Here is a 13795-nt window from a genome sequence, read left to right as displayed (position 1 = left end):
AATTTGATGGCATACATTTTGTTACATTTCCCAAAAAACAAAGACATGAAAAAAATTATTTTCAGCCTGCTGGCTATGGCAGGAATTTACACGGCAAATGCCCAGTCTAAAGGGAATGTAGAATTCGGGCTTAATACAGGCCTTAATTTCAGTACGTCCACTTCGAGCGATTATGGTACAATGGATACCAACTACAGCTATAACTTTGCCGGCTCTGCAGAATATTATTTCTCCGAAAGCTGGGGTATAAAGGCAAAGCTGACCTATGACAGAAAAGGGTGGGATAACGACCTTATCGATGATGACCGCGGGCGTACCTACACCACAGATATCAATGCGGACTACCTGACGATACCGGTAATGGCCAGTTGGCATTTTGGGCGTACCAATAACTGGTACCTGAATTTTGGGGTTATGTAGGCTTTTTAATGAGTGCGAAAGAAACAACATTTAATACCGATGTAAAGGATGTTTTCAATGACACCGATGCCGGGCTTGCCTTCGGATTGGGTGTGAAGATACCGGTTTCGGATTATATAAAGATATTCATCGAATACCAGGAACAGGCAGGAGTTATCGACGTTTTTAAGAATAATAATGACAGTCCGGTCCTGAACTCCAGGAGCGCTATAAATGTAGGGATCAATTTTTTACTGTAATCACATCGCATACTATAATTTAAAATCCGCTCCGGCGGATTTTTTTATGGCTCTTTATTTTTTCTTTTTTTTTCGGCCCCAGTTTTTCTTCATCTTTTTATAAGACGTTTTAGAGATTTTCGAGTCTTTCTTTTTTCTCGAGATCCCTTTTCTTTTTCGTGCGTTGATATTATTGACAAGAGAATTTTTTACACCCAGCTTGTTCTTTTTGTGGCTGCTCTTTTTAGCTTTTTTCTTTAGTTTACGGCTCATACTATATCATTTACATTAAAGGTAGTGCAAATGATTTGACAGCAAAAAGACTATAACTTTCCCCTAAGAATTGTTTAGGCTATGGCCACGCTGCTCTAAAATCGAATGTAAAAGAATATATAGTATACCTTTTATAAAACGGCCTTGTTCATTTTGTCCTGTTGGGCATTGGTAGGCACCAGCGTAAAGCTTAAGAAGTCGATGATCCAGGTGCCGTCTTTTTTAACGGCATGGCTTACCAGCCTCCACGGGATCTCCGGGCTGAAAAGGGCGATCTTATATTGTTCCATTATCGTCGCTGCAGTAGCGGTTTCGTCAACCCTTATCTCGCGGGTATCCACAGTATAGGCTATAGTGCCAAGCGTGGGGTCGTTCAGGGCCTCTGCCATATTTTCGGCATACGTATCGCGGTTATAAATTTCAGTGGGGTCGGTGCCGCAATACAGGCCATCTTTGTCCAGCAGGTTTTTGAAGCCGGCTCCATTTTTGCTTTTAAGCGCGTTATGAAACGTATCCATCAATGCAATGACTTCTTTTTTTGCAGTCTCTTTATCCGATGGCATTTCTTTGGTCGTTTCAACTGCTGTTTTTTCGGCTTCTTTTTTTCCGCATCCCGTTATAAAAGCCATCAGGATTAGCGCCAAAATTGAAAAGGTGTTTTTCATTGATTGGTTGTTTATGCTAAAATAGCAATTTTGCCTTAGTCCTGTATGATGGTTATCAAATTTAGAAATAAAGTCCGCCCTGAAAAATTAAGTTAGAGAATAAACATATTTATAAGTTCCTGAAGAATTGTTTTTCGCTATCACTTAATCCCTTAAGTATTATATTGATATTAGTTGTCTGCCAGCCTGATTCACCAATATCTACATAGACGCTTCCGCCAAAGGAATCGGGATTGATCTTATTGGGCTTTATAATTTCAGCCAAGCCGATATATTGAAAATATTCTTCAGGTTTTGTAGTAAGGATTACAGAAGAAGAATACATCGTTGCTCCTAAAAAATTATATAGCCGGTTATTACAATAGCACCATCAAGGATATAAAGGTCGCAACGATTAAAACGATAGCCTGCTTTCTTTGCTCCGGATTTATAAACTTCACATTTTATCTTTTCTTTTTTAAAAACATAATTGTTACCGATAAGACCCAGTAACCGGACTTGTTTCTTTTTATAATAATAGCTTGAAACGATATTAACTATTGCTACAAGGCATATCCCAAATGAAAATAGTATCAAAAAATGGAAAAATTGAGATTCTTTCATCTTATAAATATAAAAAATCCGCCCTGAATTTTCAGGACGGATTTATATTATTTACGCAATCACTGAAAACTGCGACTGCGACCTGCCGTTGCCGGCAGGCAGGCTGTTAACTATATGTGAATCACCTCATCATAAGCAGCAGCGGTAGCCTCCATTATCGCCTCGCTCATGGTAGGGTGTGGGTGTACCGACTTGATGATCTCATGGCCGGTAGTCTCCAGTTTCCTTGCTACAACAGCTTCAGCGATCATATCGGTAACGCCGGCGCCGATCATGTGGCAGCCCAGCCATTCGCCGTACTTGGCATCGAATATCACTTTTACAAAACCGTCAGGAGTACCCGCAGCTTTCGCTTTTCCGGATGCGGTGAACGGGAACTTACCGATCTTTAGCTCATAGCCTTTCTCTTTAGCCTGTTTTTCAGTAAGGCCAACAGAAGCGATCTCGGGGGTAGCATACGTACAGCCCGGAATGTTGCCATAATCAAGCGGCTCAACGTGCAGGCCTGCAATCTTCTCTACGCAAAGGATACCTTCGGCAGAGGCAACGTGTGCCAAAGCCTGTCCCGGAACGATATCGCCGATAGCATAATACCCCGGTATGTTTGTCTGGTAGTACGGGTTTACCAATACTTTATCCCTGTCGGTAGCGATGCCTACTTCCTCAAGGCCAATGTTCTCTATGTTCGATTTGATGCCCACAGCAGAAAGAAGGATATCCGCTTCAAGGATCTCTTCGCCTTTGACAGTCTTTACGGTAGCTTTTACGCCATTACCCGAAGTATCCACTTTCTCAACAGAAGAATTGGTCATGATGTTGATGCCCGCTTTTTTCAGCGAACGCTCAAATTGTTTTGAGATATCCTCATCTTCAACAGGAACGATGTTCGGCATGAACTCAACTATAGTCACCTGAGTTCCCATAGAGTTATAGAAGTGTGCAAACTCAACGCCTATCGCGCCCGAGCCTACAACGATCATAGACTTTGGCTGCTCCGGCAACACCATAGCCTGACGGTAGCCGATCACTTTTTTGCCATCCTGCGGAAGGTTTGGCAATTCGCGCGAGCGTGCGCCCGTAGCGATGATGATATGGTCGGCACTGTATTCGGTCACTTTGCCGTCTTTATCGGTAACGTCCATTTTCTTGCCCGGCTTCACTTTTCCGGTGCCTTCAATAACGTCGATTTTGTTCTTTTTCATAAGGAACTGGATGCCTTTGCTCATGCCATCGGCAACACCGCGGCTGCGTGCAATAACGGCACCAAAATCCTTATCGAATTCCTTTACGGTAAGCCCGTAGTCAGAAGCATGTTTCAGGTAATCAAAAACCTGCGCGCTTTTCAGGAGCGCTTTGGTAGGGATACAGCCCCAGTTAAGGCAGATGCCGCCAAGGCTTTCTTTTTCTACAATTGCAGTCTTAAATCCTAATTGCGAAGCCCTTATGGCAGTTACATAACCGCCCGGGCCGCTGCCTAAAACAATGATATCGTATTTCATCAGTATATAATTTGCTGTTTAATTTGCGCTACGAAAATAAGTATTTATTTGGTTATACTAAAATGTTTCGCCTTATTTGAATTCCGGCCGCGTCACCGCCTTATACAACAAATAAATTACCGATGTATGGATTATCAGTGTCAATGCTACCAGGAGTGCAACGATAAGCCCTGACTCCGATTCCGGGGTATAGTAAGGGTATCCCGGCGCTACAAGGTTGAATGGCAGGGAAAGGAAAAACATGATGACACTGCCTATTTCGTTTAAAAAAGCATAATCAGCGCTTTTGGTTTCCAACAGTAAAGAAAGCAGGCCAAGGAAGGTTTCTGCCATAAGCACCAATACGAATATTCTGAAAAATAGCCTCATAGTAAATCAAATTATAGGTTGATTCGGGATATAACGTGTTGTAAGGTAATATTTCTGCTATGACTTAAAAACAACGATTTGGTTTAACCGGCGCCATAATTTTTCTTACATATTAGGCGACTCCACCGCAAACTGCGAATAATACAAATTCTTGTAATACCCTTCCTCACGGTTGATCAGTTCATAATGCGTACCCGACTCTACAATAAGGCCTTTGTCCATCACGATGATCTTGTCGGCATTTACTATGGTGGCGAGTCGGTGAGCAATAACGATGGATGTCCTGCCTTGGGTTATCTTATCTGTGGCCGTGCGTATCATTTCTTCCGAATGCGTGTCGATAGACGATGTTGCCTCGTCCAAAATAAGGATGCTTGGGTTGCTCACATAAGCCCTCAGGAACGCGATAAGCTGCCTCTGGCCGGACGACAGCATCACACCGCGTTCCTTTACATTATAGTCATATCCTTCGGGCAGGCTCATGATAAAATCATGTACGCCAATAGCTTTGGCCGCATCAATTACATCTTCGCGTGAAATAGAGGAGTCGTTTAGTGTGATGTTGTTCAGGATGGTATCGGCAAAAAGAAATACATCCTGCAGCACAATGCCTATCTGTTTGCGAAGGCTGTCGAGGGTAAACGCGTTGATGTCTGTACCGTCTATAGTGATCTTTCCGCTGTCAATTTCGTAGAAGCGGTTCAGCAGGTTAATGATAGTCGATTTCCCTGCACCCGTAGCGCCTACAATGGCTATTGTAACCCGGCATCTACCGTAAGGTTAATGCCTTTTATCACTTCTTCACCCTCAAGGTAGCTGAAGCGTACGTTCTCAAATTGCAATTCGCCTTTAAAATGTCCGGCTTCAATGGTGCCCGACTCCTGTATCAGTTCCTCCATTTCCAGTAATTCAAAAACCCTGTCGGATGCGATGATGCCCATTTGCATCTCGTTGAATTTATCGGCGATCTGCCTTAGCGGGTTAAAGAGCATACCAATGAACCAGATGTAAGCAAACAGGTCTCCCGATGAGGTGATGCTTTCGCCGTTGAGGATGCTCATGCTTCCGTACCAGATGATGAAACCCAGTGTAAGCTGCGAGATCGTATCGGCAATAGGGAAGAAGATGGAGTTATACAATATGTTCTTTTGCCATGCATCGTTGTGCTTTTTATTGATCTGCTTAAACTTTTCGTACTCAATATCCTCACGGTTAAAGAGCTGTACGATCTTCATTCCCGTAACGCGTTCCTGAACAAAGGTATTGAGGTTAGCTACCTGAGCACGCACTTCCTCAAATGCGCCCTTCATCTTTTTCTGGAAAATGCGTGTGGCAAAAACCAGTACCGGCATGGCGAGCATTACGATCAGGGTAAGCTTCCAGTTCATGTAAAACATAACGCCGAGCACCACAAGCATTTTCAGCAGGTCGCTGATGATCATGAACAATCCCTGGCTGAATATTTTTGCAATGGACTCAATGTCGAACACGGTACGCGTTACCAGGCGGCCCACGGCTTCATTATCGAAAAATTTCATCCTGAAACTGCTGATGTGCCCGAATAGCTTTTCGCGGATGTCCTTTACAATATCCTGCCCGAGCCAGTTGGCCCAGTACACAAAATAGAATTGCGATGCTACTTCAAAGAGGAGCACTGCAGCCATTAGCCCAACAGAATATAGCAGGCCGCTTTCGTGCTTGTGCAATATGTAGGCATCTACGGTTTGCTTGAGCAGGTAAGGCCTTACCGCTGCGAAAATGGAAAGCGTTATGGCAAATATGATGACCCAAACAAAGCGGGCCCTGTAAGGTTTTGCAAACTGCATTACCTTTTTTAATGATGTCGTCTTTTTGGCTTTCATAGCAATTTTGATGGCTTAAAGGTACGGATAAATTACCCTCGTGAGGTACAATCCGTGTGCCGGGACCGAGAATCCAGCAAGGTTGCGGTCGCGGCTTTCTATTATTTTCCTGAAATCGTCTGTGCTTATTTTTCCCAATCCTACATTGACAAGCGTTCCCACAATAGCGCGTACCATATTGCGCAAAAAGCGGTCGGCGCTAACGGTAAATACCAGTTTGGTTCCTTGCTGTTCCCACTTCGCTTCCATGATCCTACAGTTGAAGGTCTTCACATCGGTATGCGTTTTCGAAAAGCACTTGAAATCAATATAGTCAAACAAAACCTGCGCGGCTTCATTCATCCTGTCAACATCCAGGTGATGGAAGTGGTACCAGCTTCCTTCATGGTCAAAAGCATCCTTAAAGCTGTGGATGTGGTACTCGTAGGTACGCCTAATGGCATCAAAGCGGGCGTGGGCATCATTGTGCAGCGGGATAAAGCGGTATACCACAATGTCCTTTGGCAGGAACGAATTCAGTTTTTGTACAAGGATATCAGTATTTGCAATTTCCTCATGGTCAAAGTGGGCAAACATCTGCCGGGCATGCACGCCGGCATCGGTGCGGCCTGCGCCAACCACATCAATTTGTTTTCTAAGTAGGAGGGAGAGCGCCTTATTGAGTGTTTCCTGTACCGATGGGCTATGCGGCTGGTACTGCCATCCGCAGTAGTTTTTCCCATTGTAAGCGAACTCTATAAAATATCTCATAACAGGGAACAAAGATACGAAAAAAGCCAGTTAACCCCCAAAGAGGGAATCTACACTCTGCGTTAAATTATTAGTTTGGTATAATCTTTATTTCAGGATCACGATCACCGGTGCAATTGCTACACGCCGTCCCGCCCTTGCCTTTATCTGTCTTCGCAGGCTATGGCAGGATACCGGCGCGGTCGGGGCTAAAGGCTGGGGCCGTTTTGTGAAGAAAACTTAGCATCCATAAGAAATCATGATCTCAATATACTTCGTTTCCGCTAATTGCCCTTTGTTATAACGTTCTATTTTTATTATATAGGAGTCATACGTATACTCAAAAAGTCTACCTTTCCTGACAAGGGTTACCTTTCTGTCGCCGTAGTCGCCGCCATTCATCAGAACTACTGTATCATTAATGTTGTATTTACGTTTTACCCTGTTCAGGTCTTCATCGTAATAATGCTGGCCGGGATTAAATTTTTTTTCTTTCTCAAAAGCCTCATCAGTGGAACTTTCAAGTGTTATTGTCCTGAAAAAGCCAAGTGAGTCCCTTAGCGCTATTTCTTTTGTAATCTCATTATACTTATCAGCGTTCTCGTATGCCTTTTCAATCTCTTTTGTTGAAAGCCCGCGATCATTAAATACTTCATTAAGCGAACTCGTATAATACATGGAAACTTTAAACTTATCGTCTTGGTTTTTGGATATGATCTCTAAAAGCTTATTTTCTGTTGTATATTCGGGCGACTCACCCAACATGACGGTGTCCTTTTTAGCAATGAGCGCTTCCTTAAGGCCGTTATTGGCAAGCCTTAATTCCACATCGTCCGGATCGCCGTATAGTTTACCGTTCTTACGGTCAACGTCATAGCCTGCAAATCCGTGAAACACCACTTCAAAAGACGGATAAACTATCCTGGTATCTTCTGCCTGGCGGTCGCCATCGTAACCATCATAAACCGGTTTTGGAATGGTGTCAGTTGCAGGTAAAACCGAAACTTCCTCAGCCTCCGATGTCTTTTTGCATCCTGTAATTATAAAAAAGGCCGCGATCAATATATAATATGATAGTTTCATCAAGTTTGTTTTAACGATACGAATATATCAAAATTCTCGCACAGTCATTAAAACTTTGAAATTCAGGTTTTTCCGTGCAATACAGTAATTTTTAGCAAGAGTGGAGTTCCCCCTTCGGGGCTAGGGGGCCGACTTTTTATTACTTTTGTACTATGAAAAAGATCCTCCTGCTTTCCGATACCCATAGCCATATCGATGATACCATTTTAAAATATGTACGCATGGCCGATGAGGTGTGGCATGCAGGGGATATCGGCGACCTTTCCGTGACCGATGCAATCAAAAAGGAAAAGCCCTTACGCGCTGTATATGGCAATATTGACAGCAATGAGGCCCGGCTTGAATTTCCACTTAACAACCGCTTTTTCTGCGAAGGCGTTGATGTATGGATAACCCATATCGGCGGCTATCCCGGCAAATACAACCAGGCCGTACGCAGCGAGTTACAGGCTAATCCGCCCAAACTATTCATTTGTGGGCATTCGCATATTCTGAAGGTTCAATTCGACCAAAAGCTGGGTCTCCTCCACATGAATCCCGGTGCGGCGGGAGTAAGCGGTTTCCACCAGGTGCGTACCATGCTGCGCTTTGAAATCGAGGGCGATAAAATACAGAACCTCGAAGTGATAGAGATAGGGAAGAGGGGTTAAAACTTAATTCCGACCTGTACGTTCAGTTGCTGCAACACCCCGAAGAATGACCTGTAGTCGTCCCGGGTATGGGTTTCCGGGAATGATATGCTGTAATTCATTCCTGCAAATACACGGAAAGCTCCGTAAATTTTGTAGTCCACATCAAAACCGGGTGAAAAACCGAATCCTTCCTGACGGCCATAACGGTTGCCTTGGGCGCGTTGCGTAACGGTCATATACGCCACAAGGAATTTTGGGTTAATGCAAAGGTTTTTTGCGACAGGTATCTTATAAAGCGCCTCAAGGCCCAGATTGGCAAGGTTGGTATTTTCCACATTGGCAGCAAGCGATGGGTCGGTCACCTTATAGCTGGAAAACTCATAAAGCCCCATAATATGCAGCTTTTCAAAACTGTAAAAAGTCACCCCAATCCCGATGCCCCCATTTGGGTCATTGGCTTTTGCGAGCACATTATTCCCGATAGCGATGGGAAATATGCGGTAGATTTTAAAATATTCTTTCCGTAACTCCGGTTTTGGGCGCTCCATTGGTTTCATTAATGTGTCCTGCGCAAAGGAATAATAACCTATTATCAAGGTAAGTATCAATAATAGCCTTTTCATAATTACAGTGTATAGGTTACATTTTCTTCGCCAATGGGTACCTGCACCTCCTGGATATTTCCTTCGGGATCCATGATCCTCAGGGTGAGTACCTGGTTGGGAGCAACAAAAAAGTCGGTAGGATAACCATAACCCGGATCATTAGGCAGGCCTTCAAAATGATAATCTATCCTTTTGTATGCAATCATGCCTAATACCTGAAGTTTTCTGGGTAGATTATTTTGTATGTCGATATGAAACGCAACAGAACCCTGGGATTGGTAAAGGGACTCTGTGCCGAAATCAATGGTGTAGTCTTCCACATCATCAAAACTTATATTGCTTATCACGGTCTGAGAAAGTTCTGTGTTAGCTTCATCAGAATTGATGAAAAGTTGAATGTCTACTTTTTCTGCTGCCTTCGGGAAGATCATCCGGTAATTTCCGTTGCTGTCGGTAAAGTCGTAGCTTATCTCGTCGTTGGTTTCACTGTTGGAAATATTGGTACTTACTTTAATACCTTCCAAAGGCTCGCCGGCAGGATTGGTAACACGGCCTTCGAATATGATCTTCGTTGAACCCAGGTAATCGATACCGCACCCGGCCGACATTCCGGCAACGAATAGTGCCAGTAGTAGTTTTTTCATAACGGTTGGTTTTTCAACTAAGATACCGAAAAACGTTTCGGGTTGCTTAGTGGTAAGAAAAAAAGGAAATAAAAAATCCCGCCGGGGCGGGATTCTTACGCACTAATAAACTAAGTTAAGAGGTTTATCGCAATCGGTCTACTGATTTTACGAGATCTTCATCCTTCTTGATAGCCTTATTGGCAAGGCTTAAAAAAACGATAGAAACAATCGGGAGGATGATCCCAATACCCTTCTCTGAAACGATCAACGCAGGATCGGTTTCTCCGGATACATTTAGCGACTGATAAACAAATAACCCTAATAAAATTAAATTTAATATTATGTTCAGCCTGCCCATGACAAACTGTTTTTTCCTTTTTTTAAATGTTAGTATGCTAACAACCGTAAGCGTGGTGCTCAACCCGAACAAAGCCACGTAAGCCAGGTTCTTAATAAAGTAATAATGCTCGCCGTTCTTCGTTGTCCACAACGGGAAAACAAAGGGGAGCACACCCGCCGCTATAAAAGCTATAATAAGATATATGGTTTGTATTCTTTGTAACATACCGATTTATTCGCAGCACAAAAATATGTTTTCTTTTTAAAAAAATACTATTGCGTACTAAAAATAAATTTGTAATATTGCAGTACAAAACCATAAATACTTCATTCTGCGAAGTATTCTATTCCCAAAAAAATATCCTTACCAACATTTGATTTACGATATTTAATTTAACTCAAAGATTATTCATGTTTGATATTTCCGAATTGAAAGAAATGAAGCTTCCTGAGCTTCAGGAAATTGCAAAAAAAGCAAAAATTAACAAATACAGAGGTTTAAAAAAAGACGAGCTTGTCTACCAGATTTTAGACCACCAGGCTGCCAACCCGGCCATCATAAAACCACTTTTTGAAGAAGCTGCCCCGGTAGCAGAGAAAGAAACGCCTGCTGAGCCTTCTGAAAAAGGCAAACGTTTAAGGATCTCGAAAAATCCGGATGACAGGAAAGAAATTATCAGGCCGAAAGCAAAGCAATCTGTTGAAGCTGCTCCGGCACCTTCGGAAGAGCAATTGCCTCAGAATGATATAAATGAAACACCATCAGTTACTGAAAACCCGGTTGAGGCAAAAAAGGAATTCCAGCCAAAACCCCGCATAATAAAAGAAAAAGCTGAAGCTAAACCTGCTGAAGCTGCACCTGAAACGCCAGTAAAGGCCGAGCCGAAAGCGGAAAGGGCACAGGAGGACAATAAGAAAATCATTATACCTGCCAAAGAGAACAGGAACAAGCCGGAAGCAGCTGGCGAAAATAAGCCAAAAAGGCAGCTTACCGAAGAAGAAAGACAGGCACAGATAGAAAGGGCTAATGCCAATAACCCGAATCATCCGAGCTATAAGGGCAATAAAGACAAACAGCAGCAGCCACAGCAGAATGCCGATGTTGCCACCAACACGCCTCACGTACAAAAAAAGCAAAATTACCGCGAGCCTGATTATGAATTTGAAGGCATCATAGAAAGTGAAGGCGTTCTTGAGATGATGCCTGACGGTTATGGTTTCCTTCGCTCGTCGGATTATAATTATCTTGCATCTCCCGATGATATTTACCTCTCGAACTCGCAGGTAAGGCTATTTGGCCTAAAAACCGGCGATACCGTAAAGGGTGTGGTTCGTCCTCCAAAAGAAGGCGAGAAATACTTCCCTCTTGTAAAAGTAAACAAAATAAACGGCCACGACCCGCAGGTGGTACGCGACAGGGTATCTTTCGAGCACCTTACACCGCTTTTCCCTGAAGAAAAATTCAACCTTGCCGACAGGCAGAGCACTATATCTACAAGGATCATCGACCTGTTCTCCCCAATAGGGAAAGGGCAGAGGGGTATGATTGTGGCACAGCCTAAAACAGGTAAGACCATGCTGCTTAAGGATATCGCTAACTCTATTGCGGCCAACCACCCCGAAGTGTACCTTATCGTATTGCTTATCGACGAAAGGCCGGAAGAGGTTACCGATATGCAGCGCAGCGTTAGGGGAGAAGTTATTGCTTCTACCTTTGATGAGCCTGCCGACCGTCACGTAAAAGTAGCGAACATCGTTCTTGAAAAAGCCAAGCGCCTTGTAGAGTGTGGACACGATGTGGTAATATTGCTTGATTCGATTACGCGCCTTGCAAGGGCTTACAACACGGTACAGCCTGCATCCGGTAAAGTACTGAGCGGCGGTGTAGATGCCAATGCGTTACAGAAACCAAAACGTTTCTTTGGTGCTGCCCGTAATATCGAGGGCGGCGGTTCGCTTAGTATCATTGCTACAGCGCTTACCGATACCGGCTCTAAAATGGATGAGGTGATCTTTGAAGAATTTAAAGGTACAGGCAACATGGAACTCCAATTGGACAGGAAGATTGCCAATAAGCGTATCTTCCCTGCTATTGACCTTACTTCGTCAAGCACACGCCGTGATGACCTGCTTCTTGATGCCAAGACGATACAGCGCATGTGGATCATGAGGAAATACCTTGCCGATATGAACCCTGTGGAAGCGATGGATTTCATCAACGACCGTTTCAAGAAAACCAGGAACAATGAAGAATTCCTTATTTCTATGAATGATGATTAAGATTCTTAGGGACTGAGAAACTTAGGTTTTGAGTCTTTACAATAACTTTAGCTTATAAAATGGAAAAGCCCCAACCGGGGCTTTTTATTTAATCTTTATCAGCTTCTGGATCGCTGTCCTGCGAATTTTCTCCGCAAAAATCATTGTAGTATTCTACTATCTGCTCAAGGGTTTTTACGCCGAATTCATTGGATTTAAGCCGTTTTACGATACCGGGGCAATTCTTGAAATATTCAGCTATTCTTTTTTTATTGCCAATGAAGCTGGTTAGCTTGGGTTCATCAGTCCTCTTTACATAATAGTATGGTTCATATTCCATTTCGGTGGTTGATACAGTAGGCATACCTGAAAATCCCTGCCCGCCCATAAAGCGTGTAGTTGTGCGGTAACGTTTTTTATCAGGTTTGGGATCGATTGTAGCATAAAGGCTCACTTCGCCTTCGCTAATAAGCTGCAATAATGCGTAATATGTTTCGCTATCTTTGGTAACCTTTACAAATTGGTAGGTAGTCTCTGAAAAATCATAACCGGAGAAAACTATCTTGTCTACATCTTCGCCATCCCATTCATCAGGTTTGTCATCTTTACTGATCTTAAAAAAGATTTTTCCGCCCTGTAGCAGCTTTAAAATTTTATTTTCCATCTTTATTTCCCCATATCCCAATATGCTGGTTCCATCCTTAAAATAAAGAGTAGCTTCTTTATCTTGTGAAATTGCGGAAAACCAGGTGATAAAAGCAATAAGGAAAAATAAATTTTTTAGCATAAACAAAAGATGATTTATTCCTTTACAACCATGACAGTTGCCTTAAACCCTGTTGCCAGGTTCCATTGGTCGGAAGATATTACCTGCTCTTTGTCATCAAAAACCCTGAACTCGGCGGTATTCGGCCCGGAGGTGCCCTGGTTCAGCGCTTCAAAATCGATTTTATTAAAGCCCTGGTCAAGGGTTATCTGTATGCCCCTGAAGCTATTGTCGAGTATAATTTCGGCAACTACAACGCGGTCGTTTACCAGTACTTTTATCCTGTCGCCATCGGCATATTCAAAATCGCGCGCCAATACCTGTACGAATTTCGATTTGGTACGCACCTCACCAAAATATTTGTTCCCTTTATAAGCCTCGTTGGATTCGCCTCTTTCACGTATCTCTACCCGGTCCTGGTATTCGCTGCTGCGGCTCACAAAATCATTTTTCTGGAACATACTGAAGTTCTTTTCCTTTTCGCCGATCTTCGGTGCGGTACTGTTCGTCGGCGCTTTTTCCTTATTACGCGAAAATGGGCTTGCCGCGCTCATGGTTGGCGCGGCCTTTGGTACAGTAGTCTTGCTCCGCGGAATAGCAATACCGCCCGTACCGCTATCGAGCTGGGCCCGTGCGCCGGTAAACGTAATTGCTGCAAGGAGTATAAAGATGTATTTCATAAAATGATCTTTGAGAACAAAGTAACAAAAATTTTGCCAGTTTATGTCAAAACTATAATAGATAACGATGTATGCCAAATTTTATTTGGCCAGGTTTAATGTCTCTCAGTGTGCAGTAGTGGAATCTGCGGTAATATCTTTTCCTCTATTTCACTCAGGATAAATAT

At 43.2% G+C, this 13795-nt stretch carries 15 protein-coding genes and 1 pseudogene; 4 read left to right on the top strand and 12 right to left on the bottom strand.

Annotation, left to right across the window (positions count from 1 at the left end; all coding sequences use genetic code 11):
* Nucleotides 1-45: 45 nt before the first annotated feature.
* Nucleotides 46-420 (top strand): porin family protein, encoded by a 375-nt coding sequence (locus HYN59_RS14440; RefSeq protein WP_181369444.1) that lies wholly within the window; start codon nucleotides 46-48, stop codon nucleotides 418-420.
* 8 nt (nucleotides 421-428) lie between these two features.
* Entirely contained in the window at nucleotides 429-659 is a 231-nt protein-coding gene (locus HYN59_RS14435; RefSeq protein ID WP_108778956.1) for a hypothetical protein, read from the top strand.
* A 54-nt stretch (nucleotides 660-713) separates the two neighbouring features.
* Here HYN59_RS14435 and HYN59_RS14430 read toward each other — a convergent pair whose 3' ends face one another.
* The 7 genes and pseudogenes from HYN59_RS14430 to HYN59_RS14390 form a co-directional block, all read right to left on the bottom strand.
* On the bottom strand, nucleotides 714-911 hold the full coding sequence (locus tag HYN59_RS14430) for a hypothetical protein (RefSeq protein WP_108778955.1): 198 nt from the start codon (nucleotides 909-911) through the stop codon (nucleotides 714-716).
* A 131-nt stretch (nucleotides 912-1042) separates the two neighbouring features.
* Nucleotides 1043-1576 carry a nuclear transport factor 2 family protein gene (locus HYN59_RS14425; RefSeq protein ID WP_108778954.1) on the bottom strand — a complete coding sequence of 178 codons (534 nt, stop codon included), beginning with the start codon at nucleotides 1574-1576 and terminating at the stop codon, nucleotides 1043-1045.
* A gap of 713 nt (nucleotides 1577-2289) precedes the next feature.
* The gene (gene lpdA / locus HYN59_RS14410) at nucleotides 2290-3678 is read right to left on the bottom strand and encodes a dihydrolipoyl dehydrogenase (protein ID WP_108778951.1); all 1389 of its coding nucleotides are present in this window, start codon (nucleotides 3676-3678) and stop codon (nucleotides 2290-2292) included.
* Between the two features lie 72 nt (nucleotides 3679-3750).
* Complete coding sequence (locus tag HYN59_RS14405; RefSeq protein WP_108778950.1) at nucleotides 3751-4047, bottom strand: hypothetical protein; 297 nt, start codon at nucleotides 4045-4047, stop codon at nucleotides 3751-3753.
* 105 nt (nucleotides 4048-4152) lie between these two features.
* Nucleotides 4153-5909: pseudogene (locus HYN59_RS14400) on the bottom strand (ABC transporter ATP-binding protein).
* A gap of 15 nt (nucleotides 5910-5924) precedes the next feature.
* A complete protein-coding gene (gene truA / locus HYN59_RS14395; RefSeq protein WP_108778949.1) occupies nucleotides 5925-6659 on the bottom strand; it encodes a tRNA pseudouridine(38-40) synthase TruA in 735 nt (244 codons plus the stop codon).
* Nucleotides 6660-6878: 219 nt separating this feature from the next.
* On the bottom strand, nucleotides 6879-7721 hold the full coding sequence (locus HYN59_RS14390) for a hypothetical protein (protein WP_108778948.1): 843 nt from the start codon (nucleotides 7719-7721) through the stop codon (nucleotides 6879-6881).
* 152 nt (nucleotides 7722-7873) lie between these two features.
* On the opposite strand from HYN59_RS14390, the gene HYN59_RS14385 reads away from it, so the two are divergent.
* Nucleotides 7874-8371 (top strand): metallophosphoesterase family protein, encoded by a 498-nt coding sequence (locus tag HYN59_RS14385; RefSeq protein ID WP_108778947.1) that lies wholly within the window; start codon nucleotides 7874-7876, stop codon nucleotides 8369-8371.
* Here the strand turns inward: HYN59_RS14385 and HYN59_RS14380 are convergent.
* From HYN59_RS14380 to HYN59_RS14370, 3 genes are all read right to left on the bottom strand, one after another.
* Nucleotides 8368-8976, bottom strand: a complete 609-nt coding sequence (locus HYN59_RS14380) for an outer membrane beta-barrel protein (RefSeq protein WP_108778946.1) — start codon at nucleotides 8974-8976, stop codon at nucleotides 8368-8370. The genes HYN59_RS14385 and HYN59_RS14380 overlap by 4 nt on opposite strands.
* A gap of 2 nt (nucleotides 8977-8978) precedes the next feature.
* Nucleotides 8979-9602: a peptidase associated/transthyretin-like domain-containing protein gene (locus tag HYN59_RS14375; RefSeq protein WP_108778945.1), complete on the bottom strand. Its 624-nt coding sequence runs from the start codon at nucleotides 9600-9602 to the stop codon at nucleotides 8979-8981.
* Nucleotides 9603-9726: 124 nt separating this feature from the next.
* Nucleotides 9727-10149 (bottom strand): DUF4293 domain-containing protein, encoded by a 423-nt coding sequence (locus tag HYN59_RS14370; RefSeq protein WP_108778944.1) that lies wholly within the window; start codon nucleotides 10147-10149, stop codon nucleotides 9727-9729.
* Nucleotides 10150-10334: 185 nt separating this feature from the next.
* On the opposite strand from HYN59_RS14370, the gene rho reads away from it, so the two are divergent.
* Complete coding sequence (gene rho / locus HYN59_RS14365; RefSeq protein WP_108778943.1) at nucleotides 10335-12203, top strand: transcription termination factor Rho; 1869 nt, start codon at nucleotides 10335-10337, stop codon at nucleotides 12201-12203.
* An 88-nt stretch (nucleotides 12204-12291) separates the two neighbouring features.
* Here rho and HYN59_RS14360 read toward each other — a convergent pair whose 3' ends face one another.
* Together HYN59_RS14360 and HYN59_RS14355 are read right to left on the bottom strand one after the other, a co-directional pair.
* Nucleotides 12292-12846, bottom strand: a complete 555-nt coding sequence (locus HYN59_RS14360) for a hypothetical protein (protein WP_146185950.1) — start codon at nucleotides 12844-12846, stop codon at nucleotides 12292-12294.
* Between the two features lie 137 nt (nucleotides 12847-12983).
* Entirely contained in the window at nucleotides 12984-13628 is a 645-nt protein-coding gene (locus HYN59_RS14355) for a hypothetical protein (protein WP_108778941.1), read from the bottom strand.
* Between the last annotated feature and the right edge of the window lie 167 nt (nucleotides 13629-13795).

Source organism: Flavobacterium album (genome assembly GCF_003096035.1).
Lineage (GTDB): Bacteria > Bacteroidota > Bacteroidia > Flavobacteriales > Flavobacteriaceae > Flavobacterium > Flavobacterium album.
Note: the sequence above shows the minus strand (reverse complement) of the source record. Positions and strands in the feature narration are given on the sequence as shown.